The following is a 26,062-nucleotide window of genomic DNA, read 5'->3' as shown; positions in this document are numbered from 1 at the left end:
GGGGGCGTCTGCTAGAGGTCGTTGAGGTAGTAGGCGGTGACTTCCATGCCGGTCTCGATGACCGTGAAGTCCGGAGAGGACCAGGTGGGCACCGTCGCGGTGATGGACGTGACCGGGTCCTGCGGAGCAGATGCGTTGGATTCAAGCATGGTCGAAATCCCTTCGGATGAGGTGAGATCAGTGAGGGGCGAGGCGCCGCCGGGGCGAGGTGTCGGGCACCGGCGGAGGGTAGGTGGATCCTTGCGTCAAAGGCAGTTCAGGACCACTTGGAATCCGTTGTACGGTTCCTTCGTCCCGCTAGATGGTTCGCTTCTTACGCTAGACACGGTGGGGAGCAGTGGCAAGAGGTGGGATGGGGCAGATCCACGCGCTTGCGGCCGTCGGATCGGGGCGCGGGTCCGGCGCCGTGCGGGCGTGTTGCCCGCGACGCGTTCGAGGCCCGGAAGCCCGGACTACTTACAGAAGGGCTTGATCCCCGAAACCGACTGGATGCCGCCCACGATCAGCTTCTGGAACTCGGCGGCGCCGGCGAAGGAACCGTCCGTGGTGAATTCCTTGGCGTCGTGGCCCAGGGTGGTGACCCAGGACCTGCCACCGTCGTAGTACTGGCACCAGGCCACGGGGTGGTTGTCACCGTGTCCGGGGTGGTTGTAGTTGCCGGCCACTCCCTTGGCGAGAGTGCTCTCGTCGACCTCGGCGAGCACCCGGACCCTGGTGGGGGCGGGCACCAGGTTGTACCACTCGTCCGTGAAGTTCCACCGCGCCGGCAGTTCCTTGGTGGAGACGTCCCTGCGCTCCACGGTCTGCACCGTTCCCGGCTGGGAAGCGCCGTGGTCGTAGAAGTTGGCGTTGCCGAGCAGCCCTTCGTACCAGGGCCAGTTGTACTCGGTGCCGAAGGCGTTGTGGATGCCGACGAAGCCGCCGCCGCCGCGGATGTACTGCCGCAGGGAGGTCTGGGCGGCGTCGTCCAACGCGTCGCGGCTGGTGGAGAAGAAGACCACCGCGTTGTACTTGAACAGGGTGTTGGGGGAGGCGAGTTGCCCCACGTCCTCCGTGTAGTCGACCTGGAAGCCCCCGGTCTCACCCAGCTTGATCATGGCCTTCTGGACCACGTTCGCGTCGGTGAGTGGCGGGTTGAGGCCGGTGGCCAGCGCCGGGCCGAGGTTCGCGTGACGAGGGCCCGCGGTGCGGGTGTACAGGAGGATCCTGTAGCCCTTGGCGGGGTCGAAGTTGCCCCAGTCGTGGTAGCAGTCGGGATCGAGACCGCGGCAGACGCCGTAGTCCGGTTCGCCCAGTTCCTCGGCACCGGTCCCGATCCGTCCGTGGGCGACGCTCAGAGTGCCGGTGGCGATGAGCGCCACCACCATGGCGACGGCCATTCCCAGGGTGGCGAGGACCGCCGAACGCGTGCTCAGGGCTCTCGCTCGGAGCGTTCTTCCTGACATGGATGCGTTTCCTTCTCTTGGAGGCGACGCGCCGGAAAACGGCACGCCGGAGACAGGCGGGGCGTGGCTGGACAGGGCGTAGCGCTCACGCCGCGGGGACGCGGAGTGCCGACCAGGCGTTCGCCCCGGCGGCGGGGTGAGGGGCGGGAGGCCCGTCGGGCCGTGCGCGCCGTGGAGCAGTGGGCTGCTGGGGCGATCGTTGGCATGGCGACGGTGGCCAGGCAGACGTCGTCCCCGGCCCGGGCGATCCGCGCGGCGGCAGGGGCGGCTGCGGGGAGCCGGGTGCTAGGAGACGACGATCTTGCCGGTGCTCTGCGGGGAGATCGGGTCGTTGTAGAAGAACTCGCCGGGGGTGTTGAAGGTGTAGCTGTACGACTCGCCCGGCATGAGCAGGCCGGTGTCGAACTCGGCCTCGAAGAAGGCGACCGCTCCGTGTGCGGACTTGTTGGCCGCCGGGTTGGTGAACGTGACCGTCGTCCCCCGGGGGATGGCGAGGTGCTGCGGGGACATGGCGTTCTGCGACACCAGGCTCTCGGTGGCGCCGGGCGCGTTCTTCGCGCTGTCCCAGATGCGTCCCAGGGTGATGGTGTTTCCCGCGGTCGCGCCCGTGACGGCCGCCGTGCGGATCTGGTTGCGCTTGGACGGGGGTGTGGGTGCGGGGGCGGGCCCGACCTTGCCGCCGACCTTGAACGCCCACAGGTGGTCGCCGCGCGGGATGTCCGGGTAGGGCAGACCGTTTCCGCCGGCCAGCACGGCCACGTACTGCTCGCCGTCGACTTCGTACGTCATGGGGCTCGTGTTGACACCCGCGCCGCACTGCCAGGTCCACAGTTCTTCGCCGTTGGAGTCGTCCAGGGCGGTCAGCACGCCGTCGGGACGCCCCTGGAAGAGCACGCCGCTCGCTGTGCTGAGGACGCCGTTGCCGTGGGCGAGCGACCAGTCGCCCTCCTGACGCCACGAGACCCTGTTGGTGCGGGGATCGACGGCCACGACCCCGCCGGCGAAGTACTCGCCCAGCGGACGAGCGGTGTTGACCCGGCCGCCGTGGGTGTTGGAGTAGGCGGAGTTGATCAGACCGTAGCCCACGTAGACCAGTCCCGTGCGGTGGCTGAAGGACGGGGACGACCAGTCCGCGCCGCCGCCTGCGCCCGGGTACAGGATGGTGGGGCGGTCCCAGTGGACCTCGAAGACGCCGCCGGTGGCGTAGAACGGCACGGGACGCGTCGCCTTGTCGATCCGCGGCTCGGTCTCGACGAAGGGCTCCCCACCCGGGAAGGGCTGGGTGGGTGAGGTCTTCTGCAGTGCGTGCTGAGGTACCGGCCGCTCCTCCATCCCGTGCACCGGGTCGCCGCTGGCGCGGTCGAGGATGTAGTACATCCCGGTCTTGCTGCCGTAGACGACGACCTTGCGCCTGCGTCCCTCGATCTGGATGTCTGCGAGCACCGGCGACATGACGCCGTCGTAGTCCCAGATGTCGTGATGCACGGACTGGAAGTGCCAGCGTCGCTTTCCGGTCTTGGCGTCGATGGCCACCAGACAGTTGGCGAAGAGGTTGTCGCCGCCGCGGGTGGAGCCATCGGTGCGGGGGTACGGATTTCCGAACGTCCAGTAGACGAGACCCAGTTCGGGGTCGACGGCCGGGTGGATCCAGCACACTGCGCCACCGGTCTTCCAGGTGTCGCCCTCCCAGGTGTCATGGCCGAACTCGCCGGGCCCGGGGGTCCCCCAGAACGTCCACACGACTTCACCGGTGGCTGCGTCAAGGGCGTAGCCCCGTCCTCGGGCGCCGGCGGTACTGCCCTGGGTCCCTACGTAGATCATGCCGTCCCAGTAGACGACCGCCCCGGCGAGGCTTCCCTTGCTGCCGCCGCACTGACCGCTGGCGGGGTCGCAACCGGGGTCGCCCTGGTCCTCGATGAGCATCTCCCTGGTCCACACGACCGCGCCGGTCCGCTGGTCCAGGGCGTAGATGATGTTCGCGCCGGAGATGGTGAAGGCGAGTCCCTCCCCGAGGGCGACCCCGCGCATGTTGGTGGTCTCGGTGCCGACGTTCGTCTTCCACTTGACGGCGCCGGTACGCCCGTTGACGGCGAAGATGTTCTGCTGCGTGGTGGCGATGTACAGCACACCGTCCTGCGCGACGACGGCACACTGCTGGGCGCGGCCGGTGTCGCCGCCCTCCAGGTTGATGTGCCATGCCCCGCCGAGCTGCTTCACGTTGCGCGGGGTGATCTTCTTGAGGGACGAGTAGTTCTGGTTGGCCAGGTTGCCGCCGGCCTTGGGGAAGTTCTTCGCTGTCGCCTCGAACGCCTGTCGGGGCACGGGCGTTGCCAGCGTTCCCGTGCGGGCTTCAGTGGCTTGGGCGGGCGAGTTGAGAACTGCGATGCCCGCGGTCGTGCCGGCCGCGGCTGTGGCAAGAAAACTGCGTCGGTCCATGAGCCCTCTTTCGTGACATGACCCTGCCGGATCCGATCCGCCTGATGATCCGGTGGACGGCGAGGGTGAGAGAGGCGGGAAGCGGATCTTGGTCCGCTGTGCGGTTCGCTAGGCCCGCATGGTGGTCGCCGAGAGGCGCTTCCATACGTTAAGGACGTGGCAGCGGCCTGACAAGAGTCAAGACGCGGATTCCTTGCCGAGTCGCGGAACGACGGGGTTCAGGCGGGCGGGCAGGACGGAGCGAGGGATGGGGCCCTTGTTCCGTCGGCCCTGCCCGGTCTCCTCCCAGGCGTGCGCCAGGATGCCCACCGACCTGCTGATCACGAACAGGCCCCTGGCGAGCGGTGCGGGGAAACCGAGTTCGGCGTAGATGACGGCCGTGGCGCCGTCGATGTTCATCGGCACCGGACGTGCGCCGGCGCGCCGGTGCCGCAGGGTGCGTTCGACGGCCAGGGCCGCCTGCAGGTGGTCGCCCGCCACGACCCCCGCGGCCACCGCCTCCTCCGTCAGCTTCAGGAGTGGATCGCGGCGGGGGTCGACGGGGTGGAAGCGATGGCCGAAGCCCGGAAGGTAGCGTGAACGCGCCTGGCGCAGGGCCATGACCTCGCTGGCGGCCGCGTCCCAGTCCTGGCTCTCCGCAAAAAGGGTGCGGATCTCCTCAAGCATCTCCACGCACTGCTGGCCTGCTCCGCCATGGACGTCACCGAGCATGTTGACGCCGGTGGCGATCGCGTTGTTGAGCCCCACCCCGCAGGTGGCCGCCATGCGCGCGGCCGCGATCGACGGCGCCTGAGGGCCGTGGTCCACACCCGCCACGAGGGCCGCCTCCAGTAGCGCGGACTGGCGTGGTGACGGAAGCGCCCCGCGCAGCAGGAGCCACAGGGTGTCTACCAGGCCGACTGACCCGATCAGGTCCTGCACGGGCCGGTCCCGTAGTTCGATGGAACCGGGTTCTATGTGGCTGACGGCAGTGGCCCACCACTGCGCGGCCTCGTCGTGGGCGGATGCGGACGTGGACGCACTCATGAACGTGTCGCCTCCTTCGTGGCGTTGGCGGTGGCGGCCCAGCGGGATGCGAGCTCGTCCCGTTCGTTGTTGTGCTCACCCAGCAGCGGTGGTGGTGTCCGGGGCAGGAACGCCTCTCCGTCGAAGAGCACCCCGCTCCCCAGTACGGGCAGGCTGGTGCCCGAGGCGTCGGGCCTGCGGAGTTCGGCGATGAACCCCCGGTGCCGCAACTGGGGCTGGGAGAGGGCCTGCGGGACGGTGAGGACACGGGCCGCGGGCACTCCGGCTGCGGTCAGCAGTTGTTCCCACTCTGCGGCCGGACGCCCTGAAAGCGCGTGGTTGAGCGCGGCGTTCAGTTCCTCGCGATGGGCCTTACGGCCTTCCCGTTCGATGAAGCGGGGATCGGTGAGGAGCTCAGGAGCGCCGACCAGTCGGCACAGGGTCTCGAACTGGCGCTGCTGGTTGGCAGCGATGTTCAGTGGTCCGTCCGCCGTGCGGAAGGTGCCAGAGGGCGCGGCGGTTGCGTTCTGGTCCCCCATCGGTTCCGGGGGGACTCCGCTGATCATGTAGTTCGAGACGGCCCATCCCATGGCCGACAGCGAAGTCTCCAGCATGGACACGTCCAGCCGGCTGCCCTGGCCCGTGCGTTCCCGGTGCAGCAGCGCGGCGCTGACCGCAAGGGCTGCGGACAGTCCGCCCGTGGTGTCGCACACCGGGAATCCGACCCGCAGTGGGGCGGTGTCGGCGGTGCCGGTGACGCTCATCATCCCGGAGAGCCCCTGGATGATCTGGTCGTACGCCGGTGCATCGCTCATCGGACCGCTCTGGCCGAAGCCGGATATGGAACAGCAGACCAGCCTGGGGTTGATCTGGTCGAGTCGTTCCTGGTCGTAGCCCATCCGTGAGAGCACCCCGGCGCGGAAATTCTCCAGGAGGACATCGGCCCCGGCGAGCATCTCCTCGAAGACCTCGCGGTCGGCCGGATCCTTGAGGTCGAGTTCCACGGACTTCTTGCCCGCGTTCTGGGCCAGGAAGGAAGCCCCGATCCCGGCACGGTTCAGGTCGGCGTCCGGGCCGAGGTTGCGGGCCAGATCGCCTTGCCCAGGTCGCTCGATCTTGATGACCTCCGCCCCGAGGAGCATGAGGTGGTAACTGCAGTACGGGCCTGCCAGGACGTTCGTCAGGTCCAGGACTTTTATGCCGTCGAGCGGTCGCACATCCATAAGTGTTGTCTCCTCACGCGGTGCCGTCGGACGGCACGCATTCCGGCAGGTGGTCAGCGCCGCGGACCCAGAGGGTGGTCGAATCCTTGCGACATGATCTGCGCGGCCACCTGCAGCAGGTCCTGGGTGAACTCGTCGATCGCGTCCTGGGTGATGCGTGCGCTGGGGCCACTGAGGGAGAGCGAGGCCACGACCACACCGGACGAGGTGGTGAGCGGCACCGCCACGGCGGTGAGGCCGACGTCGCGCTCACCGTGACTCACCGCGTATCCCTGACGCTTGGTCTGATCCGCCCACTCGCGTAGGCGCTCGACATGCGGCTTGCCGTGCGGCGAGGTCAGCGCGATCCGTTGCAGCAGCGCGTCGCTCGCGTCGGCCAGCAGTACCTTGGACGAGGCGCCCGCCCACAGCGGCAGCTCGTCGCCCACGCGCACCACATGGCGCAGCGGCTGAGGGCTCTCCTGCTGCGCGACGCAGACGCGGTGGATGTCGCGTCGGATCATCACGTTCGCCGTCTCGCCGCGCCGGTCCGCCAGCGCGCGCAGCAGCTTGATCGTCTCCTGTGGCAATTCCCAGCCTCGGTGGGCCAGATGCGCCCAGCGCCACAGGCCCGGCCCCGCCGTGTATCCCGCGTCCGTGGACCAGAGCAGCCCATACCCTTCGAGGGTCTGCACCAGCCTGACCACGGTGGTCTTCGCCAGGCCGGTCGCCTCCACCATGGTTTTGAGAGAGACGACGGGCTGGTCCTCGGTCAGCAGCGACAGGATGTCCAGGGCCCGGCGCACACTGCGTACGCCTCCCGCTCCTTGATCGGAATCCATGGTTCCTCCTTCGTGAGGTCTGTGTTGTAGTGCTCGTCAGGGATACACCAGGACGCGGCCTGGTCCGCCCGGTGTCACCGATTCGGCGCGAAACCTGAGAATTCAACTTCTTTCGCCCGGGCTATTGCCAAGCCCAACCGGCGCCCGTACGTTACACGCCAGTCCACAAGGCGGTCTACGGAAACCGCTAGATGGCTTGTCTGGAGAAGTGATGCTGGAAGTCATCCTCAAATCTGTCGCCGATGCGGATGTCGTCGACGCACAGCCGTTCCTGGCGGGCACGTGGGCCGGCGACGGGCCGGACTCGGAACGACAGGGCCCCTACCTGCGGCGCGTCGTCAGCCGGGCGCCTTCCGCTCTGCCCACCGAAATCGACCGGGCCGTCAGGGACGCCCGCCGGTACGCACCACAGGTCGCCACGCTCGCCCCGGCGGCACGTGCCGAGATCCTGCAGCGTGCCTCCGCGGCCGCACTGACCCACCGTGACCAACTCGCCCAATTGCTGGCCCTGGAACTCGGGAAGCCGGTCAAGGACAGCCGCGTCGAGATCGAACGGGTCGCCTCGACCTTCGAGGTCTGCGCCGCAGAGGCCCGCCGCATCGACGGCGAGACCCTGCCGGTCGCGGGCTGGGACACCGGGGTCGGCAACAGCGCCTTCACCTACCGCGCACCCGCCGGAATCGCCCTCGCGATCACGCCCTTCAACGCTCCCGCGAACCTGCTGGCCCACAAGCTCGGTGCCTCGTTCGCCGCAGGCAACACCACGCTCGTGAAGGCCCCGCCGCAGGCACCCGCCATCTCGGCCGCCGTGGTGGCCCTGCTGCTGGACAGTGGTATGCCCTATCAAGCGGTTCAGTTGCTGCACGGCGGGGGAGACGTCGGCGCCGCGCTGTGCGCGGCCACCGAGGTCGACGTCATCAGCTTCACCGGAAGCGCCGCCACCGGAGCGGCTGTCGCACGTGCCGCCGGCGCCAAGCGACTGGCCCTCGAACTCGGCGGCAACGCCGCCACCATCGTGTGCGAGGACGCCGACATCGAGGCAGCGGCCAAGACCGCGGCACGCACCGGGTACAGCAACTCCGGGCAGAGCTGCATCTCCGTCCAGCGCGTCTACGTGCACCGCAGCCGCTATGCCGATTTCCTCGACGCTTTCGCCGCCGCCGTCGACACCCTGGTCATCGGTGATCCGATGGATCCCTTGACCGACATCGGATCCATGGTCGACGAGGACGCGGCGGAACGAGTGGTCCGCTGGTCGGCCGAAGCCAAGGAACTAGGCGCCACGGTTTTGCGTGGCGGTACGCGTGACGGAGCCACCGCGACTCCGACGATTATCGCCGGGCCGCCTGCGAACGCGTCCGTCGTCGTCCACGAGGTGTTCGGAGCGCTCGTCGCCGTGATGCCCTACGACGACTTCGACACCGTTATCGGCGAGTGCAACGCCAGCCGCTACGGGCTCCAGGCCGGCCTCTACACCCACGACATCAACCGCGTCTTCACCGCCTGGCGTCGCCTGGAGGTGGGTGGACTCATCGTCAACGGCACTTCGAACTACCGCCTGGACCACATCCCGTTCGGCGGGGTCAAGGACTCCGGGTTCGGTCGCGAGTCGCCGCGCTGGCTGATCGACGACTACACCGTCGTCAAGACCCTCATGCTCCGCGGGCTGTCCATCTGGGGCGATCGCCATGACCTCACGAAAGAGAACCAGTGACCACCGTTACCGCCGCTGAAGCCCTCGTCACACAGCTGGAGTCGTACGGCGTCGAATACGTATTCGGCACGTGCGGGCACACCAACATCGCCCTCCTCGACGCCCTCGGCCCCAGCCCCATCCACTTCGTGATCGCCCGGCACGAACAGGCCGCAGCCCACGCCGCCGACGGCTACGCCCGCGCCTCCGGGAAGCCCGGTGTCCTGCTCACCCACGTCGGCCCCGGCATGATGAACGCGGTCACCGGCGTCGCCACGGCGGCCATGGACTCCGTCCCGCTCGTCGTCATCTCCGGAGATATCCCCTCCTATTACTACGGCCGTCATCCGCACCAGGAGGTCAACCTCCACGCGGATGCCGACCAGACCGCGATCTACCGGCCTTTCTGCAAGCGCGCCTGGCCCGTCCAGCGCACCGCCGACCTGCCCCGGACACTGGAGCGCGCCTTCTGGACCGCGACCTCCGGCCGGCCCGGCGCCGTGCTCGTCAACGTCCCCATGGACCTCTTCTCGCGCCAGGTCGAGCCGTACGCCCCCGGATCGCACGCCATACCCGACAGCGCGCTCCCCGGACTCACCGAGGAGACCGCGGAGCGCATCGCCCGGGCCCTGGTCGAGGCCGAGCGCCCGCTCATCTACTTCGGCGGCGGACTGCGCACCTCCGACGCCAAGCAGGCACTGCTCGCGCTGGCAGACCACCTCGACATCCCCCTCGCCCACTCCCTCATGGGCAAGGGCGCCATCCCCGACCGGCATCCCTTGCTGCTGGGCATGCCCGGCTTCTGGGGCCTGGACTCCACGCACGCCCACACCAAGGACGCCGACCTGGTGCTGGCTCTGGCCACACGGTTCGCCGAGACCGACGCCAGCTCCTGGGAAGCCGCTTACACCTGGAACTTCCCACCGAGCAAGCTCATTCAGATCGACATCGACCCGGCTGAGATCGGCCGCAACTACCCGGTGGAGATCGGAGCGGTCGCCGATGTCGGCCACTCCGTGCGCGCCATCGAGGCGGCGGTCCGCGCTCTTCAGCCGGAGCCCACCCGCCGGCCGGGACTGCGGGAGACCATCGCCACCAGCCGTGCCGAACTCTTCAGTACCGCCGACGAGAACGGGGCCAGCGACAACTTCCCGCTGCGGCCCCAGCGCATCCTCGCCGACCTGCGGGCAACCCTTCCCGCCGACGCCATCCTGGTGACCGACGTCGGCTGGAACAAGAACGGCGTCGCCCAGTCCTACGACCTGCCGCCCGAGGGCCGCTTCATCACCCCTGGCGGAGCCTCCACCATGGGCTTCGGTCCCGCCGCCGCGGTCGGCGTGCAGATGGCGCAGCCACAGCGCACCGTGGTCGCCCTCATCGGCGACGGCGGGATGAGCGCCCAGCTGCCGGCCGTCCCGATGGCGGTGGAGCAGGGCCTGCCGGTCATCTTCGCCGTGATGAACAACCGCGCCCACGGCACCATCTCCGACCTCCAGCGCTCCAACTACGGCCGGGGATACGGATGCGACTTCACCGGCCCGGACGGTGAGTCCTACAGCCCCGATTTCGCCGCATACGGCAGGTCCTGCGGGGCCGACGGCTACGAGGTGACCACCGCCGAAGAACTGGCGAAGGTGCTCGCCACGGCAGTGGAGCGACGACGGCCCGCCGTCATCGACATCCCGATGGTCAACGAGCCGGTCCCCACGCCCGGCCACTGGAACATCAACGACATCTACCAGGGCAAGTTTCAGGACGAAGGATGATCCCCATGCGTGCAAGAAACCGTCACATCGTCACCGTCCCGGCCATCGCACTCGGTGTTCTCCTCGCCGCGTCCGCGTGCAGCGCCCCCGGTGACTCCTCCTCCGACGACGCGGACAGCAGCGGTCCCATCAAGCTCGCGGTGGTGGACGCGCAGAGCGGCCAGCTCGCCTCGCTGGGGGACTGGGAGGCCAAGGGCGCCAAGCTCGCCGTCGAGGAGTGGAACAAGAAGGGCGGCGTCGACGGCCGCAAGATCGAGCTGACCGTCTTCGACGACCAGGGCGACCCGACCACCGGCACCAACATCGCGCGCAAGCTGGACAGCGGGAACTACGTCGCGATGATCGGCACGGCGGAAAGCGCCGTCACCGTGGCCATGGCACCCATCCTCAAGCAGGCGGAGATACCCAACATCACCTCCGGCCAGGCCACCGCGCTCGTCGACGTGAAGAGCCCCTTCCTCTTCCTCAACGGTCCCACCAGCACCACCTACGACTCCACACTGGCCGACTACCTGGTCAAGACCAAGAAGTTCAAGAAAATCGCGATGATCTCCAACAACGGCTCCTACGGCAAGGGCGAGCACGACGCCTTCACCGCCGCGCTCAAGGAGGCGGGCATCACCCCGGTCACCGACCAGGTCGTCACCACGGACCAGAAGGACTTCAGCGCCTCCCTCTCGCGGATCCGCCAGGCCAAGCCCGACGCCGTCTTCATCGGTTCGGAGGAAGTCGAAGCCGGCCTCATCGTGAAGCAGTCCCGCGACCTCGGCATCACCGCCCCGTTCGCCGGAGCGGCCCCGCAAGGCACCCCGGTCTTCATCGACACCGCCGGCGCCAAGAATGCCGAGGGCACGATTGTCAGCTCGCCCTACCTGAGTAACGAGATCAGCGAAGCCAGCCGTGCCTTCGCCACGGCCTACAAGGCCAAGTACGGCAAGGACGCCGAACTCCACGGAGCCAAGGCGTACGACGGCACCAACATCGTGCTCACCGCGCTGAAGAACAGCGGTGGCGCCACAGGCAAGAAGCTCGCCGACGAGATCCGGGCCACCAAGTACACCGGCCTTCTCGGCGACTTCGCCTACGACGAGACCGGCGTCGGCATCTTCAGGACCACCATCGGCATCATCAAGGACGGAAAGCTCTCCGCAGCTCAGTAACCAGCCCGTCGAGCCGAGAGCCGGGCTCCGCACCGGCATCAGGGAGCCACCATGCAAGTAACCCTGCAGACCCTCGTCGGAGGTCTCAGCCTCGGAGCGATCTACGCACTGATCGCTGTCGGATTCTCCGTCGTCTACCGCACCATGGGCCTGGTCAACTTCGCCCACGCCGACGTCGCGATGATCGGCGCCTACGCCGCCTCCACGTTCTACCTCACCACACACATGCCGTTCATCGCGGCAACAATCATCTCCATCGTCGTCACGGGCATCATCGGTCTGGTCATCGAGCGGGTCCTGCGCCCGCTGGAGAACAAGGACTTCGACCTGATGCTGATCGGCACCATCGGATTCGGCACCGTCCTCCAGGCAGCCGCCACCCTGATCTGGGGGACCACCGGACGAGCCATGCCCTCTCCGATCACGTCCGGGCCCATCGACGTCATGGGCATCCGTGTCCGCACGTACGACCTGATGGTCATCGCGATCACCGCGATAGCCGTGGTCCTGCTCACCATGTTCCTCCAGCGCACCAAGCCCGGAGCCGCCATGCAGGCGGTGGCCATGGACCACGAGGCCGCCACCGCCGTTGGCATCCATGTAGGCCGGAGCAACGCACTGGCCTTCGCGATCGGGGCCGGCCTCGCGGCCCTGGCCGGCAGCCTGGCCGGCCCCATGCTCTACGTCGACGCCACCCTGGGCGGCGCCCTCGGCGTGAAGGGTTTCGCGGCCGCCATGCTCGGCGGCTTCGGCAGCATCCCCGGAGCAGTGGTCGGCGGCCTGGCCATCGGAGTCCTCGACTCCTACGCGGGCGACCACTTCCAGGGCTACTCCGTCCTGGTCACCTTCCTGGTCTTCACCGTAGCCATCATGATCCGCCCGACCGGAATCTTCGGCGAAAGGACGGTGAGCCGGGCATGAGCATCCTCACATCCAAGCCGGTCCTCATCCTGTTGGGGTGCGTAGCCGCCTACCTGCTCCCCTACGGCCTGAACAGCTACTCGATCCACGTGGTCGACATCGCGATCATCTTCGCGCTGCTCGCGATCGGCATGGGGCTCGTCATGGGCGTCGCGGGCCAGATCAACCTGGCCCAGGTCGCATTCTTCGGGGTCGGCGCGTACACGACGGCCATCCTCACCACCCACTCCGGCTTCGGCTTCTGGACCGCGGCGATCGTCGGGCTGGCAGCCACGGTTCTGGTGGGACTCCTCGTCGGCCTGCCGGCGTTGCGCATGCAGTCCCACTACCTCGGCATCGTCACACTCGGCCTGGCACTGGGATTCGTCAACTGGATCACCAACGCGGAGATCACCGGGGGAGCGGACGGTATCTCGGGCATTCCGGTGCCGCCGCTCTTCGGTATCGATCTCGCCGACGAGTACCTCTACTACTACCTGGAGATCGTGGTCTTCGGGCTCGCCCTCGCGTTCGGCACCTTTGTCGTACGGACCCGGCTCGGGCGCAGGCTCCGCGCCATGCGGGACGACGCCCTGGCGGCCGGTGCGATGGGAGCGGAGATCCCGCTGCTGCGGATGACCGCGTTCCTGCTCGCCAGCGTGTACGGAGGAGCGGCCGGCATCCTGTACGCCGGCCTCATCCGATACGTCGCCCCCGAGACCTTCAGCCTCAGCAACATGTTCCTGCTGCTGGCCATGGTCATCATCGGAGGCCGGCGCAGCCTCATAGGCTGCGTCGTCGGCGCGGTGGGCCTCGTACTGATCCGTGAGGCACTCGTCGACTTCGCCGTCTACGCGCAACTGGGCTACGGAATCGTCGTCGTCCTCATGGTGGTCTTCGCCCCCACCGGCCTTGCCGGAATCCCGGAGCGGATCCGGCAAGCCGTCAACCGACGCAAGAAGACCGAGGACGTACGGGCCGCCGAGTTGGGGCCCTACCTGCCTGACACGGACCCCGCCGATCAGGTGCCCGTCAGCGAAGCCGGCAGTGGGCCGGCGCTGGAGATCAGCCACCTCACCAAGCGGTTCGGGGCTCTGGCCGCGCTCGATGACGTCAACCTCACCGTGCAGCACGGCGAGATCCGGGGCATCGTCGGCCCGAACGGGTCCGGCAAGACGACCCTGTTCAACGTCATCAGCGGCCTCTACCGGCCTACCGAAGGCCGCGTGGTGGCAACCGGCCGCGACGTCAGCCGGGCCCGGCCCTACCGGCTCTCCCTCTGGGGAATGGCGCGGACGTTCCAGAACCTGCGCCTGTTCTCCCAGATGACCGTCCGCGAGAACATCCTCGTCGTCCTCGACCGTTCGCGCACCACAGCGGCCTGGCAGTACGCCGTGTGGCCCGTCGGCGTCCTGTCCAACGAGCGCCGCCTCCAGGCCGAAGCGGACCACATCCTGGAGAAGTACGGGCTCACCGCCTTCGCCGACGCACACCCGCAGTCTCTGCCGTATGGCATCCAGCGACGGATCGAGATCGCGCGGGCCATGGCTGGAAGACCCCGTCTGCTTCTCCTGGACGAGCCGGCGGCCGGTCTCAACGGCGAGGAGGTGGGCCAGCTCTCGGCAATCGTCCGATCCATCCGCGACCAAGGTGTCACCGTCGTCCTCATCGAACACAACATGGGACTGGTCATGTCCCTGTGCGAACGGATCACTGTTCTGGCCGCCGGCGCCGTCATCGCAGAGGGGACACCGGCCGAAGTGGCGGCGACCCCCGAGGTCATCGAGGCGTACCTCGGCGACTCGGCGCCAGTCGACATCCCCGTTCCTGCCGCACAGGAGGTACCGCGATGACCACGAAGACCAGCGGCCCCACCGCGCCGAAAGCGGGCACCGACCATCTCGCGGTGACCGACCTGACCGTCCACTACGGCGGTGTCTGCGCGGTCAGGTCGGTGGCGTTGAGCGTCGCGCCCGGTGAGTCCATGGGCATCATCGGCTCCAACGGAGCCGGCAAGACGTCCACGCTCAAGGCGCTCATGGGGCACATCCCGCGCACGAGCGGCCGGATCACCCTCGGTGACACCGATCTCAGCAACGTACGAGCGCGCGACATGGTCCGCCACGGCGTGGGCTACGTACCGGAGGGCCGCCATGTGTTCTCCGGGCTCTCCGTCGAGAAGAACCTGCTGCTCGGTGCCTACCACCTGTCATGGAAGGGCGAAACCCGGGACACCCTCGCCCACGTGTACGACCTCTTCCCCATCCTGCGCGACTTCCGTAGCCGGGCCGCCGGCGATCTGTCCGGAGGCCAACAGCAGATGCTGGCCATCGGCAGGGCCCTCATGTCCAGGCCCAGGCTCCTGCTGCTCGACGAACCCTCGATGGGCCTCTCACCGAAACTCATCGAGAACGTCCTGGAGATCCTCGTACGACTGCGTGGCGAGGGACTCGGGCTCCTCCTGGTCGAGCAGAACGCCAAACTGACGTTCGGGGTGACCAGCCACTGCCTCGTCATGGAGAACGGCTCCGTCGCCATGTCGGGCACGTCCGAGGAGCTCGCCCACGACGAGCGAGTGCGTCAGATCTACCTCGGACTGTAAGTGGGCCCGAGCAGAGGCATCGTTTCCGCGGAACGAACGTCCGGGCAAAGCCTTGACCAGCCGCCGGGGGAAGCGGCTGGTCAGGGATTCCGGATGACCGGGCCTTCGCCGTCCGGCCCCGGAAACAGCGGCCGTCCGTACGTTGCGGCATGAACAGCGCGGGGGACGTACCGCATCTCTCGCGAAGCCCGGCACGCGGCCGGTCACTGACCCTGTCAACCCCGAACTGCCGTCCTCGCAGGGCATGCGTCGAGCCCCCGGAAGTGGCGGACCGCGAATGGTCGGAGTCGAGTCCGGGGCGGGTCTGTAGCGGGACTGCCAGCGGCGCGGCATGCGCGCTCCTGTCCTCGCCGTCGGCGACGGCGCCCTCGGCTTCTGGAACGCACTGATCGAGGTCTTCCCCGAAACCCGCCACCAAAGGAGGTGCTGGGTTCACAAAACGGTCAACTGCCTCGACAGCCTCCCGAAGTCGGCCCAGCCCGCGGCGAAGAAGGCCATCCAGGACATCTGCAACGCGGAGGACCGCGAGCACGCGGCCAAGGCCGTCGCCGCGTTCGCCAAACAGTACGGCGCGAAGTTCCCCAAGGTCGTCAAGAAGATCCGGCTGGACCCTCGGGGGGGGCACACGCCTCTTGCGCCAAGCTGGCGCTGACCAAGTGCTCCCGCTCGTCCTTGCGCTCGCCGGATAGCCGCTATGGGTCGAAGCTTGCTGTTGCGGAGGGGACATCGTTACGGAACATTTCCGCGTACCCGGAGCGCACAGCCCTCGTCGGCGGGAGGCGTACCGAGGTGCACATCTCCATGTCCGCGGAGCAAACGATGGTGAGCCGGTCCACGTCCTCAACAGCTTCGGAACACCTCCGCGTACGCGGAGGGGACACAGCATCTTCATCACGTCGTCGAACGAGTCACGGAGCATCTCCGCGAACGCGGAGGGGACCCTTTGCGGCCTGCGCTTATCGGATGGCTTTGCCGTTTCTTTGCGTGGGTTCTGGGAGGCGGGCGAGGGTGAGGAGGCCGCAGCCATAGGCGCGGCCTTGGCCGATGCCGGTGGTGAGGAGGGTGCGGAGGGCGTCGGGGTTGGTGACGTGGAGGGCTCCTTCGTAGGTGGCTGTGGTGAGGGCGACGCGGATGCGTTTGTCCTGGTGGTCGGGTTTGTTGAAGGTGTTCTTGCCGCGGTGTCGTAGCTGGAGTTGCAGGGGAATTTCGCCGTCGGGTCCGAGGTCGTCGGGGTTGCCGGCAGGGGGGATGGTGAAGCCGTTTCGTTCGGCGCGTTCTGTGAGCCAGCGCAGTTGGTTGTGTGTGGTGGTGTGGGGAAGGCGGCGGCCGCGTTGGTTGGGTCCAGGGGAGGCGGTGCGGCGTGTGGGGAAGGCCGTGAGGCGGAAGGCGTAGCGCTGGCCTTTCTGGATGTGGTTGAGGAGCGGGGTGTAGGGCTTCGTTTCCCATTGGGGCGTTTCGGCGGCGGGCCACCCGGCGTCTTCGATGAGCTGGGTGAAGTCGGGACGGGTGGGCGAGACGGTCCACAGGGTGGGGCGTCGGGTGTCGTCGCTGTCGAGGCGCCAGAGGATTCGCGGTGGTGTTTGGCCCGGTGAGGTGGGGGTTTGGTCGGGGAAGCAGCCCATGATGAGGGCGTGGAGGGCTCGTGGGTTGCCGATGAGTCTGATGGCGCCTTGACGGCGGGGGTTGATGTAGGCGCGGGTGAGGTACATGGCGGGTCCTGTCAGCCGAGCAGGTCGAAGTGGTCGTGGGCGGCGTTCTGGGTCGACAGGGGCAGGGTGATGTGCCCGTGTCTGATGGGGCGTTCGGTGTACCGGCGACGGAAGGGAGTGGTCGGCGGGGGCGGCTGGTCGGGCAGGACATCGGTTCCTGCCGGATCTTCGATGACGGTGTCCAGGCTGATGCTGAACTGCCCCCGGGTGTGGTGGCGGGCGATCGTCCGATCGCCGGCCTGCCAAGGCGTGGCGCGCAGTGCGTCGTCGAGGGAGGTCTGGTGTTGGAGTCCCATGAACAGGGGTTTGCTGGGCGGGCAGGAGCGGCGGCCGAGGAAGGGAGGGAACCGGGGCCGCTGGAGGGCGTGTGCCGCTGTGGCGAGTGTCTCTGCGTCGCCTTCGAGGTAGGCGGTGAAGACGGCGTCGCTCAGGTAGTGGCGTCGGGTGATCTTGGTGGATTCCTTGACCTGTAGTCGGCCGTTGTCGGCTTTGGGCAGGCGTTGTTGGACGGGGTCGTTGGGGGCGTGGGAGGCGCCGCTGACGGTGTGGTAGTCCACGAGGAGTTCGCCGGGCTGGTCCGCGCGTACTGCGAGGCGGAGGGGGCGAGGTCGGCGAGGGTGAGGCCCGTGGTTTCCGAGGCACTGCAGTCTCGGGGGTTGTCGACCGCGCCGACGGTCAGCGCCGAGTCGGCGGTGCCCGGACTGCCGATGGTGGTCGCACCAGGGCCGGAGTTGCCGGCGGAGACGACGAAGAGGGTGCCGGTGGAGGCGCTGAGCCGGTCGACGGCCTCGGTCATCACGTCGTCGGGTGACGCCGCAGGGCCACCGAGACTCATGTTGACCACGTCGGCGCCCTGGGTGGCGGCCCACTCCATGCCCTCCAGGATCCAGGAGAACTGGCCGCTGCCCGCGTTGTCGAGCACCTTGCCGACGAGCAGGTCGGCACCGGGGGCGACGCCTTTGTACTTCCCGCCCGAGTTGGCCCCGCTGCCCACGATGGTGGAGGCGACGTGCGTGCCGTGCCCCTGGCCGTCGGACGCGGTCAGCCCGGGCACGAAGCCCTTGGTGACCGCGATGTTGTCCTTGACGTCCGCGTTGGTCAGGTCGATCCCGGTGTCCAGTACGGCGACCTTGGCGCCCTTGCCGTCGTACCCCTTGGCCCACGCCTCGGGGGCGCCGATCTGAGGCACGCTCGTGTCGAGGGAGACCTTCGCCTTTCCGTCGTACCAGAGCTTGGTGACCCCGGCGGCGCCCGGCGCTGTGACGCTCCTGCCCTCCTTGGGTGGCTTGCTGACCGGCTTCACCTGCTTCCAGAAGGCGCCGGCACCTGACTTCTCGACCTCGGAGCCCGCCATGTCGAGGCGGTCCAGGACCGCGCCCGCGTCACTCGCGGGCAAGGCGTCCGTCCGCTGCTTCAGAGCCGCCGCGCCCGGCTTGTCACCGTAGGCCAGGATGACCGGCAGCTCGGTCGCCTTGGCGTCCGCGTACCCGTCCTTGATCAGCTGGGTGACGTTGAACAGCTTGGTGTCCAGGGCACCGGAGGCTATGCCGTCCATCGCGTCGGACGGGTACACGTAGAGGTCCTCGTCGGGCCCCGAGAAGGTCTGGAAGGTCTTGGACGTGCCCTCGGCCGCGGTGGCGGTGACGGACTGTTTGCCGTCCGGGGCAGTGGCCACGGTCACGGTGTCACCGGTGACGAGCGTGACCGTGGCCTCCGTATCGCCCTTGGCGGCCGGCTGGGTCAGCCCGGTGGTCCTCGGCTCGGCCTGTGCGGTGGCGAAGGCGGGAAGCGAGGCGCTGACGGCGATGACCAATGCCGTCGCCATCAGCCTTCGTGTGGTTCTCCCGCGGTTGGGGTGCTGCACGTGCTCCTCCTCGTTCGGGGGGAGCGTGAAACCGCCCAGGACACAGGTCGAGGACGGCACACGCGATGCCGGATTCGGTGCGTGTGCCGGACGCTACCGGCGTGGAAGAAGGAGGAAGAAGACGTATCGGGTGCGCTTTGGCGACAACGGCACCTATGCGCCGCCGACACTCTGACCAGACGTTTTACGCCCTACGCCGGCGGCCCCGTCGCTCGGTGCGATCCAGCCGTGCTGCGCGGCGTACCATCCCAGCTGCATCCGCGTGACGACGCCCGCCCGGTCCATGAGATGGCGCGCCCGGCGCAGTACGGTCCGTCGCCCCACACCCATCTGGCGGGCTATCACCTCGTCGGTGAGACCGCTGAGCAGCAGCGTGAGCACCCGGGCCTCGGTCTCGTCGAGCTCGTGCCCGGCCCGATCGCCGTCGCGCACGAGATCGAGGGGCAGCGCGCTGTTCCAGGTCTGCTCGAAGAGGCCGATGAGTCCGTCCAGGAGCGGGCTGGGGTGGATGAGCGCGGACCCCTCGGTGTGTTCCGTGTTCATGGGGAGGGCGGGCACTATGCCGAGCCTGCGATCCACGATGAGCATCTTCAGCGGCAGCCGCGGCCTCGCGCGGGCGCCCTCGCCGGCATCGATGTAACGCCTGATCCGGTTGAGACCTCCGGGCTGTTCGATGGACAACTGGTCATAGACGGTCCGGTAGCGGACTCCCGCGGCCAGTCGGTCCATCTCACAGTCGTTGCCCAGCGCGGTGCCGTCCTCGGCGGAGGACACGTAGGGCGGCATGTCGAAGATGAGGACCTCTTCGCGGGCCCCGCGCTGCATCTGGTCGGCGCGTTGGGCGACGGCCGCCCCGTCCGTGAACTCGACCGACGCGCGCCCCAGCCCGTCCTTCGGGCTCCTGTGGTACTCGGCGGACAGCCGCCCCATGGCAGCCCGGGCCAGGTGGAGTTCCTGCATGCGGCGCAGCAGCAGAACCTCCCCGGCGACGTCCGGCGGGGACGGGATGAGCTGGGCGGGTTCTCCGGCAGTCCGGGTGAGCAGCCCTTTCGCGACCAGTCCCTCCAGTGCCCCGCTCACCACCGCCCCGGGGAGGTCGGGCAGCCCCGGAAGACGGTCGAACTCATCGGTCGGGGAGGGGCCGGAGCGCACCAGGGCGACATACAGTTCCGCCTCGTCGTCGGTGAGTCCGAGGGCTTCCAGCATGGTGCCTCCTGTCTCTCGTCAGGGTGAGCCCCAAGCCTCACGCGACAAGGACGCCTCCTCAACCTCGCCTCTGCCACGGCCGCCACGGAGTAACGGCGCCGTAACTCGCCGCGCGCTTTCCACCCGAGCGAGGTGATCTACGCCGACGGCGGCCGAGCTGGTGGTGCGACTGCTGTCACGCCGGCACGTTGCCGCGCAGCAGCAGTGCGGCCAGTGCCAGAGCGTTTCCGTGCGGAGAGGAGATATCGAGGCCGGTGAGTTCGGTGATTCTGGCCAGTCGGTTGTCCACGGTGTTGGGGTGCAGCCCGAGGCGGCGGGCGGTGCTGCGCCGGTCGTGGCGATGTTCGAGGTGGACGCGCAGGGTCTCGATGAGTTCGGGCCGGTCTCCGACAGGGTCGAGAAGGGCGGCGATGCGGTCGCTGCTCTCGTCGCGGCGCGAGAGGTGGTACTCCAGCAGGATGTCGTCCATACGGTGCGGGCCGGCGGGTCGTCCGCAGGCGCGGGCGACCCGGACGATGTCGGTGGCGGTCCTGGCAGCAACCGGGACGTCCTGGGGACTCGCAGCGGTGACGGCGGCACATCGCACATCGAGGCCGCAGACCTGCCGGAGCCGGGTTGACAGCTCCTCGCAGGCACGGGTGCCGTCCGTGTCGTCGGCCTGCTGCGGAGCGATGACGTGACCTCCGTCGACGCTGAGCAGCGACGCCGCCTCGGTGCCGAGTGCGCGGTCGAGCACGGTCTGCATGCGGCGGACCTGGCGGCGGTCCGCGACGGCCGAGGCCGCCGGGTCCAGACCGCGAGGTACATGCAGGTGAACGACGAGAGAGGGCCCGTCGAGGCCCAGTTCCTCGAAGGCCCGCGCCGGGGGCAGGGAACCGTCCAGCAGCCCGCGTACGAGTGAGCGGTGGTGCTCACGTCGTTCGGTGAAGAGCGCGGCCTGTTCATCGAGGTAGGTCTCGGCCACGGCGCCGATGATGGCTTCGTGGCCGCGCAGGAGGAAGTCGACGAGCTCGATGAGCGCGCCTTCCTCTCCGATGGCGGCTTCGTCCCTGAGCGTTTGCCACAGGACGTAGACGCCCGTGGAGTGACTGCGCAGAAGCGTGTGCAGGGGCATGCCTTCGTCGGCGCGCTGGGCGGCGCGTTCGCGGAAGAGGCTGTAGTCCCCGGCGCGGCCCTGGGTGTCGCGTACGCGGCGCAGGAAGAGGCGCAGTCCGTTGCGGACTGTGGCGGCGATCTCCACGTCCTTCACATCGGCGGGGAGCTCGTTGTACCCGGGCAACTGTTCGAAGGTCTCGCGGGCCATGCGGCGGGCGAGCTCGTTGACGCGGCTCTCGCACCGGGCGGCGAGTGCCTGCGCGGCGGGCGACAGCGCCGGATACGCGCCGTGGGCTTCGGATGGTGGAACGTTCGGCACCGGGGCGATCCTCCGTGCTCGGCTGTGATCTGTCACAGTCTAAGCGGCGTTTTCTTGTGAAAGCGGCGGATGTCCCCCCGGCAGGCCGCGACGCAGACTCTACGGAGATCAGCGGGCCACCGCAGGGGGCAGGAAGGGTGGCCTCCAGCGTGACGTAGGAGGAGTCGGACACTATGACGGAACACAATTCCAGCGGTTACATGGCGTACGCGGACCAGGTCTGGGCCGGCGAGGAGTCACTGCTGGCACACTTCACGGGGGCCTTTGCCGACGGCGGTCTCGTGCACGTCGGTGAGCGGACCGGGTTCTTCCCCGCCTTCGCGAACGTGGCGGTGTTCGACACCGGGGACGGCCTGGTGCTGATCGACTCGGGCGACTTCCGTACCGCGTCCCAGCTCCACGAGTCGGTCCGCGGCCACTCGTCGGCGCCGGTGAGCACGGTCGTGTACACGCATGGCCATGTGGATCACGTCTTCGGCGTGGGGCCCTTCGACAGGGAGGCAGCCGAGGCCGGCTCGGGGCGCCCCGAGGTCGTCGCGCACGAGGCGGTGGCTGCGCGTTTCGACCGCTACCGGGAGACGGCCGGTTACAACACGTGGATCAACCGGAGGCAGTTCGGCGTGCCCTCCCTGGTGTGGCCGGAGGAGTACCGCTACCCGGACACGACCTACCGCGATCGGCTGACCGTGCGCAGGGGGGACCTGACCTTCGAGCTGGTGCACGCCCGCGGTGAGACGGACGACCACACTTATGTGTGGATCCCAGAGCTGCGGACCCTGTGCACGGGCGACCTGTTCATCTGGAACTCGCCGAACGCCGGCAACCCGCAGAAGGTGCAGCGCTACCCGGTGGAATGGGCGAAGGCACTGCGCGACATGCAGGACCTCGGAGCGGAGGTGCTGCTCCCCGGGCACGGTGTGCCGATCCTGGGCAACGGTCGTATCAGTCAGGCACTCGGTGACACGGCGGAGCTCCTGGAGTCCCTGTGCGACCAGACGAGGGACCTGATGAACGCCGGCGCGCGTCTTGACGAGGTGCTGCACGGTGTGAAGGTTCCGCCGGGCCTTTTGGACAAGCCGTATCTTCACCCGGCCTACGACGAGCCGGAGTTCGTCGTCCGGAACCTGTGGCGCCTGTGGGGCGGCTGGTACGACCAGAACCCGGCGAACCTCAAGCCCGCCCCCGAATCCGCGCTGGCCGCCGAACTCGCCGACGCGGCGGGTGGTGCGCAGGCGCTGGCGGACCGGGCGGAGCAGTTGCTCGGCCGCGGGGAGCTGCGGCTGGCGGCGCACCTGGCCGAGACCGCCGCGCTGGCCGCACCGGCCGACCGCGAAGTCGCCCGGATCCGGGCCGAGGTCTTCGCGCGCCGGGCCGAGCGCGAGACCTCGACGATGGCGCGCGGCGTCTTCAACTGGGCGGCGGCCGAATCCGCCGCCGTGGCGGCGGGCACGGACGTCGCCACCGAACTGACGCGCAGTGACGAGGGGCGGCGACGGGCCGCAGGAGCCATCAGCGTGGGCGTCGTCGACGACGACAGCTGCGGATGCGGCGCCCCCGCGGACGCCGGTGCCGAGCAAGAGGTGCGACCGTGAAAGCAGTCACCGTCGCGGCGCGGCGTACGGTCCCGGCAGATCCGGCACCCGGCGGTCGGCAGGCATGGGCGACCACCTGGCTCCTGCTGGCGTTCATGGTGGTGAACTTCGCAGACAAGGCCGTCCTGGGGCTCGCCGGACCGGAGATCATGAAGGAGTTCGGACTCAGCCGCCAGGAGTTCGGCGTGGCCCAGGCCGCCTTCTTCAGCCTCTTCTCGCTGTCCGCGCTGGGCGTTTCGTTCCTGACCCGCAAGGTGCGCACATCGGTGCTGCTCCTCATGATGGGCCTGCTCTGGTCGGTCACCCAGCTGCCGATGCTCTGGGGTGCTGCGGGTTTCGGGACACTGATCGTCACGAGGGTGCTGCTCGGCATCGCCGAGGGGCCCGCGGCGCCGGTGGCGGTCCACCATGCGCACGGCTGGTTCGAGCAGCGGGAGCGCACCCTGCCCACGGCCATCCTCATGGTGGGCGCGGCGGCCGGCGTCGCGGTGGCAGCACCCACCCTCGGGGCGGTGATCTCCCACTTCGGCTGGCGCTGGGCCTTCGGGGCGGCGGGCATCGCGGGACTGTCGTGGGCGGCGGTCTGGGCCGCCAAGGGCAAGGAAGGGCCGCTGGCCCCGCCCGTAGGCCGTGCGGCACGTGCGGCCGACGCGGAATCCGAGGCCGCGGAAGTACCGCTGCGGGCGGTCTTCCTCTCCGGCACGTTCATCACCGCGGCCCTGGGTGCGTTCGCGGCCTACTGGGTGATGAGCGCCAAGCTGACGTGGCTGCCGGACTATCTCCAGACGGTGGTGGGCTGGGACCTCGGGCAGGCCGGTGCCGCGGTCGGCGGGGGAGCTGTGGCCAACGGTGTGGTCCTGCTGGCGCACGGGCTGCTGGCCCGCCGGGCCGCCCGGCGCGGCACCGGAGGAAGGCTGCCGGCCGGCGCCGGTGCCGCTCTGCTGCTGGTGGCCTCGGCGGGCGCGGTGACCGTGTTCGCCACCGTCGACGCGCTATGGATCAAGGTCCCGATGATGTTCGGCCCCATGGCGGTCGCCCTGGTCATGATCACTGTTGCGCAGACGGCGATTGCCCGGATCACGCCGCCCTCCCAGCGCGGAGTCGTACTCGGCGCCCTCGTGGCGGTGTTCAGCCTGGGGGGCGTGGTGTCGCCCCTGGTACTCGGCCGGATCGTGGACAGTGCGGCGACAGCGCCGGCAGGCTACGAGAACGGCTGGCTCGTCACCGCCGCCCTGCTGTTGATCACCGGCATCCTGGCTGCCCTGTTCATGCGCCCGGAAAGGGACGCCGGGCGCCTCGGTGTCCCGGAACTCGCCTCCACCGGCGTTGTCGTCAGTCACTGAGTGGCGCCCTGCCACGCCCGGCAGCGCGGGTTCCTGCCTCACACCGGTCCGACGGTCGCCGCCGAGGCGGCGTCGTCCACGGTGGGGTGGCGGCCCCGCGGGCCGAGGCGGTCCGCCAGGGCGTGCCGGGCCAGGTCTTGTTCGGCGCGTGCCCGGACATGAGCCAGGTGCAGGGCGATGTCCTTCCTGGCCAGTTCCTCTCGCAGCTCGTCGAGTGCGTCGAGGACGGGGATCCCGAGGCGGTAGCTGCCGGTCAGGTCCAGGACGACGGCTCGCGGGGGAGGAGTGGAGCGCGCGACCTGGTCGCGGACGGCGAGGCGGACGCGGTTGACGTTGCCGAAGAACAGGCTTCCGTCGGGCCGCACGGCGAGTACGCCGGGGGTCGTGGCGGCGTCCGGGTGATGTGCGGTGTCGGCGTACAGCCGGGTTCCGGGCAAGCGCCCGAGGACCGCGACATCGCGGCGGCTGGCCGCGGCGATGAACAGGACGAGGGACAGCGCCACGGCGAGGAGCAGCCCGGGCAGCAGGTCGAAGAGCAGCACCCCGATCAGAGCGGTGAGCGCCACCCACAGACTGCGCCGGTCGCAGGCCGCGTAGCGCCGCAGTTCGCCCACCCTCATGAAGCCGCGTACGGCCACGATCACGATGGCACCGAGGACCGGCTCGGGCAGGTCGGTGAAGAGCGGTGTGAGGAAGGCCCCGGTCAGCAGGATCAGGGCGGCGGCGATCAGGGACACCAGCGGGGTACGGCCGCCCGCACCGGTCGCGGCGGCGCTGCGCGACGCGCTGCCCGAGACGACGAAGCCCCGGACCAGGCCGACGGCGATGTTACTGAGGCCGACCGCGGTCATCTCCCGGTCGGCGTCGACCTCCTGGCCGTGCTCGCGGGCGAAGCGGTTGGCGATGCTGAACGCTTCGGCGAAGACCACCAGGGCGACGCCGAGCGCACCCGTGGCCAGGGCGATCCAGTCCTCGGCCGGGATGCCCGGCAGATGCGGAACCGGGACGGCCGAGGGGATCTTTCCGACGACGTCCACGCCGTGGTCCTTCAGGCCCAGCGCCGCGGACAGGAGGAGTCCCAGGACGAGCACCATCAGCGCGGCGGGGAGGCGGGGCACGAACCGTTCGAGCAGGAACAGCAGTGCCAGTGAGGCCGCTCCGACGCCGAGTGTGGCGAGCGACCAGTCCGGCGCCCTGCTCAGGAGGGTCCACAGCCGCTCGAAGAAGTTGCCGTCCCCGCTGGAGACGCCGACGAGTTTGGCGCCCTGGCGGACGACGATCGTCAGCGCCATCCCGAACAGAAAGCCGACCAGGGCGGGCTCGGCGAGGAAGTTGGTGAGGAACCCGAGACGGGCGACGCCGGCGACGAGCAGGACCACGCCGACGATGACCGCGAGAGCGGCCGACAGCCCGACGGCGTCCTTGGGGTCGCCGCTGATCTCGGACACCGCGGCGGCGGACAGGACAGCCGCCGCCGATGTCGCGCCGATGATGAGGAAGTTGGAGCGCCCGAACAGCGCATACACCAGCAGAGCCACCGGCGCGGCGTAGAACGCGTTCTGCGGAGGCACGCCGGCGATCTGCGCGTACGCGACACTCTCGGGGACGATCAGGGCCCACGCCGTCAGTGCCCCGAGCATGTCGCCGCGCAGCAGCCCCTTGCGGTAGTTCCTCATCCAGCTGGGCACCCGCAGGTCTCGGCGACGCTGCCTGGTGCTCATGTGGTTACCTCCGCAGCTGTGTTCGTCGCGTGCCCCATGGCTGGCTCCCTCCGACCCGGCGTCCAGTTCATTACGCCTTCTCGTCCGGCCGGGCGCGCATGCAGTAACCCGAACAGGTGAACCGTCGATCCGGTTACGTGCGGCAGCACCCACCTGAGGCGG

The 26,062-nt window shown here is 68.9% G+C and carries 19 protein-coding genes and 2 pseudogenes; 9 read left to right on the top strand and 12 right to left on the bottom strand.

The genetic code is table 11. The features are described from left to right. Positions 1–11: 11 nt before the first annotated feature. From pqqA to E6R60_RS30760, 6 genes are all read right to left on the bottom strand, one after another. Positions 12–149 carry a pyrroloquinoline quinone precursor peptide PqqA gene (gene pqqA, locus E6R60_RS30790; protein ID WP_136329987.1) on the bottom strand — a complete coding sequence of 46 codons (138 nt, stop codon included), beginning with the start codon at positions 147–149 and terminating at the stop codon, positions 12–14. Positions 150–452: 303 nt separating this feature from the next. After that, the gene (locus E6R60_RS30785) at positions 453–1,445 is read right to left on the bottom strand and encodes a ThuA domain-containing protein (RefSeq protein ID WP_136329986.1); all 993 of its coding nucleotides are present in this window, start codon (positions 1,443–1,445) and stop codon (positions 453–455) included. Between the two features lie 285 nt (positions 1,446–1,730). Next, positions 1,731–3,881 carry a PQQ-binding-like beta-propeller repeat protein gene (locus tag E6R60_RS30775; RefSeq protein WP_136329984.1) on the bottom strand — a complete coding sequence of 717 codons (2,151 nt, stop codon included), beginning with the start codon at positions 3,879–3,881 and terminating at the stop codon, positions 1,731–1,733. A 177-nt stretch (positions 3,882–4,058) separates the two neighbouring features. Beyond that, positions 4,059–4,907: a citryl-CoA lyase gene (locus tag E6R60_RS30770; protein WP_136329983.1), complete on the bottom strand. Its 849-nt coding sequence runs from the start codon at positions 4,905–4,907 to the stop codon at positions 4,059–4,061. After that, entirely contained in the window at positions 4,904–6,109 is a 1,206-nt protein-coding gene (locus E6R60_RS30765) for a CoA transferase (RefSeq protein ID WP_136329982.1), read from the bottom strand. The genes E6R60_RS30770 and E6R60_RS30765 overlap by 4 nt, the downstream gene beginning before the upstream one ends. 53 nt (positions 6,110–6,162) lie before the next feature. Continuing rightward, entirely contained in the window at positions 6,163–6,930 is a 768-nt protein-coding gene (locus tag E6R60_RS30760; RefSeq protein ID WP_136329981.1) for an IclR family transcriptional regulator, read from the bottom strand. 211 nt (positions 6,931–7,141) lie between these two features. Here E6R60_RS30760 and E6R60_RS30755 point away from each other — a divergent pair, with 211 nt between their 5' ends. The 7 genes and pseudogenes from E6R60_RS30755 to E6R60_RS30725 all read left to right on the top strand — a co-directional run. Next, positions 7,142–8,644: an aldehyde dehydrogenase family protein gene (locus E6R60_RS30755; RefSeq protein WP_136329980.1), complete on the top strand. Its 1,503-nt coding sequence runs from the start codon at positions 7,142–7,144 to the stop codon at positions 8,642–8,644. After that, positions 8,641–10,389 carry a thiamine pyrophosphate-binding protein gene (locus E6R60_RS30750; protein WP_136329979.1) on the top strand — a complete coding sequence of 583 codons (1,749 nt, stop codon included), beginning with the start codon at positions 8,641–8,643 and terminating at the stop codon, positions 10,387–10,389. The genes E6R60_RS30755 and E6R60_RS30750 overlap by 4 nt, the downstream gene beginning before the upstream one ends. A gap of 5 nt (positions 10,390–10,394) precedes the next feature. Continuing rightward, on the top strand, positions 10,395–11,549 hold the full coding sequence (locus E6R60_RS30745; protein WP_168713705.1) for an ABC transporter substrate-binding protein: 1,155 nt from the start codon (positions 10,395–10,397) through the stop codon (positions 11,547–11,549). Between the two features lie 51 nt (positions 11,550–11,600). Continuing rightward, the gene (locus E6R60_RS30740) at positions 11,601–12,470 is read left to right on the top strand and encodes a branched-chain amino acid ABC transporter permease (protein WP_136329977.1); all 870 of its coding nucleotides are present in this window, start codon (positions 11,601–11,603) and stop codon (positions 12,468–12,470) included. Continuing rightward, positions 12,467–14,302 carry a branched-chain amino acid ABC transporter ATP-binding protein/permease gene (locus tag E6R60_RS30735; protein WP_136329976.1) on the top strand — a complete coding sequence of 612 codons (1,836 nt, stop codon included), beginning with the start codon at positions 12,467–12,469 and terminating at the stop codon, positions 14,300–14,302. Before E6R60_RS30740 ends, E6R60_RS30735 begins: the two co-directional genes overlap by 4 nt. After that, positions 14,299–15,051 (top strand): ABC transporter ATP-binding protein, encoded by a 753-nt coding sequence (locus E6R60_RS30730; protein ID WP_136329975.1) that lies wholly within the window; start codon positions 14,299–14,301, stop codon positions 15,049–15,051. The genes E6R60_RS30735 and E6R60_RS30730 overlap by 4 nt, the downstream gene beginning before the upstream one ends. A gap of 289 nt (positions 15,052–15,340) precedes the next feature. After that, positions 15,341–15,652: pseudogene (locus E6R60_RS30725) on the top strand (transposase); the annotation flags it as partial. A gap of 355 nt (positions 15,653–16,007) precedes the next feature. Here E6R60_RS30725 and cas6e read toward each other — a convergent pair. From cas6e to E6R60_RS30705, 5 genes and pseudogenes are all read right to left on the bottom strand, one after another. Continuing rightward, on the bottom strand, positions 16,008–16,760 hold the full coding sequence (gene cas6e, locus E6R60_RS30720; RefSeq protein WP_136329974.1) for a type I-E CRISPR-associated protein Cas6/Cse3/CasE: 753 nt from the start codon (positions 16,758–16,760) through the stop codon (positions 16,008–16,010). A gap of 11 nt (positions 16,761–16,771) precedes the next feature. Further along, a complete protein-coding gene (gene cas5e, locus E6R60_RS37600) occupies positions 16,772–17,317 on the bottom strand; it encodes a type I-E CRISPR-associated protein Cas5/CasD (protein ID WP_240802746.1) in 546 nt (181 codons plus the stop codon). Between the two features lie 44 nt (positions 17,318–17,361). Beyond that, positions 17,362–18,114 (bottom strand): annotated as a pseudogene (locus E6R60_RS37595) (S8 family serine peptidase); the annotation flags it as partial. Positions 18,115–18,777: 663 nt separating this feature from the next. Then, entirely contained in the window at positions 18,778–19,830 is a 1,053-nt protein-coding gene (locus E6R60_RS30710; RefSeq protein ID WP_136329972.1) for a LuxR family transcriptional regulator, read from the bottom strand. Positions 19,831–20,005: 175 nt separating this feature from the next. Further along, complete coding sequence (locus E6R60_RS30705) at positions 20,006–21,244, bottom strand: helix-turn-helix domain-containing protein (RefSeq protein ID WP_240802745.1); 1,239 nt, start codon at positions 21,242–21,244, stop codon at positions 20,006–20,008. A 173-nt stretch (positions 21,245–21,417) separates the two neighbouring features. On the opposite strand from E6R60_RS30705, the gene E6R60_RS30700 reads away from it, so the two are divergent. Further along, a complete protein-coding gene (locus E6R60_RS30700) occupies positions 21,418–22,836 on the top strand; it encodes an alkyl sulfatase dimerization domain-containing protein (protein WP_136329971.1) in 1,419 nt (472 codons plus the stop codon). Further along, positions 22,833–24,179, top strand: a complete 1,347-nt coding sequence (locus E6R60_RS30695; RefSeq protein WP_168713704.1) for an MFS transporter — start codon at positions 22,833–22,835, stop codon at positions 24,177–24,179. Before E6R60_RS30700 ends, E6R60_RS30695 begins: the two co-directional genes overlap by 4 nt. A 38-nt stretch (positions 24,180–24,217) precedes the next feature. On the opposite strand, the gene E6R60_RS30690 is transcribed toward E6R60_RS30695, so the two are convergent. Further along, positions 24,218–25,900, bottom strand: coding sequence for a SulP family inorganic anion transporter (locus E6R60_RS30690; protein ID WP_136329969.1), 1,683 nt, complete (start codon positions 25,898–25,900; stop codon positions 24,218–24,220). Between the last annotated feature and the right edge of the window lie 162 nt (positions 25,901–26,062).

The sequence above is a fragment of the Streptomyces sp. A0642 genome, from assembly GCF_004795105.1.
Taxonomy (GTDB): Bacteria; Actinomycetota; Actinomycetes; order Streptomycetales; family Streptomycetaceae; genus Streptomyces.
Note: the sequence above shows the minus strand (reverse complement) of the source record. Positions and strands in the feature narration are given on the sequence as shown.

Bases quoted from the DNA above. Each gene is read 5' to 3' on its own strand.
- pqqA (WP_136329987.1), bottom strand. From the start codon at position 149: ATGCTTGAATCCAACGCATCTGCTCCGCAGGACCCGGTCACGTCCATC.
- E6R60_RS30785 (WP_136329986.1), bottom strand. From the start codon at position 1,445: ATGTCAGGAAGAACGCTCCGAGCGAGAGCCCTGAGCACGCGTTCGGCG.
- E6R60_RS30775 (WP_136329984.1), bottom strand. From the start codon at position 3,881: ATGGACCGACGCAGTTTTCTTGCCACAGCCGCGGCCGGCACGACCGCG.
- E6R60_RS30770 (WP_136329983.1), bottom strand. From the start codon at position 4,907: ATGAGTGCGTCCACGTCCGCATCCGCCCACGACGAGGCCGCGCAGTGG.
- E6R60_RS30765 (WP_136329982.1), bottom strand. From the start codon at position 6,109: ATGGATGTGCGACCGCTCGACGGCATAAAAGTCCTGGACCTGACGAAC.
- E6R60_RS30760 (WP_136329981.1), bottom strand. From the start codon at position 6,930: ATGGATTCCGATCAAGGAGCGGGAGGCGTACGCAGTGTGCGCCGGGCC.
- E6R60_RS30755 (WP_136329980.1), top strand. From the start codon at position 7,142: ATGCTGGAAGTCATCCTCAAATCTGTCGCCGATGCGGATGTCGTCGAC.
- E6R60_RS30745 (WP_168713705.1), top strand. From the start codon at position 10,395: ATGCGTGCAAGAAACCGTCACATCGTCACCGTCCCGGCCATCGCACTC.
- E6R60_RS30740 (WP_136329977.1), top strand. From the start codon at position 11,601: ATGCAAGTAACCCTGCAGACCCTCGTCGGAGGTCTCAGCCTCGGAGCG.
- E6R60_RS30735 (WP_136329976.1), top strand. From the start codon at position 12,467: ATGAGCATCCTCACATCCAAGCCGGTCCTCATCCTGTTGGGGTGCGTA.
- E6R60_RS30730 (WP_136329975.1), top strand. From the start codon at position 14,299: ATGACCACGAAGACCAGCGGCCCCACCGCGCCGAAAGCGGGCACCGAC.
- cas6e (WP_136329974.1), bottom strand. From the start codon at position 16,760: ATGTACCTCACCCGCGCCTACATCAACCCCCGCCGTCAAGGCGCCATC.
- E6R60_RS30710 (WP_136329972.1), bottom strand. From the start codon at position 19,830: ATGCTGGAAGCCCTCGGACTCACCGACGACGAGGCGGAACTGTATGTC.
- E6R60_RS30700 (WP_136329971.1), top strand. From the start codon at position 21,418: ATGACGGAACACAATTCCAGCGGTTACATGGCGTACGCGGACCAGGTC.
- E6R60_RS30690 (WP_136329969.1), bottom strand. From the start codon at position 25,900: ATGAGCACCAGGCAGCGTCGCCGAGACCTGCGGGTGCCCAGCTGGATG.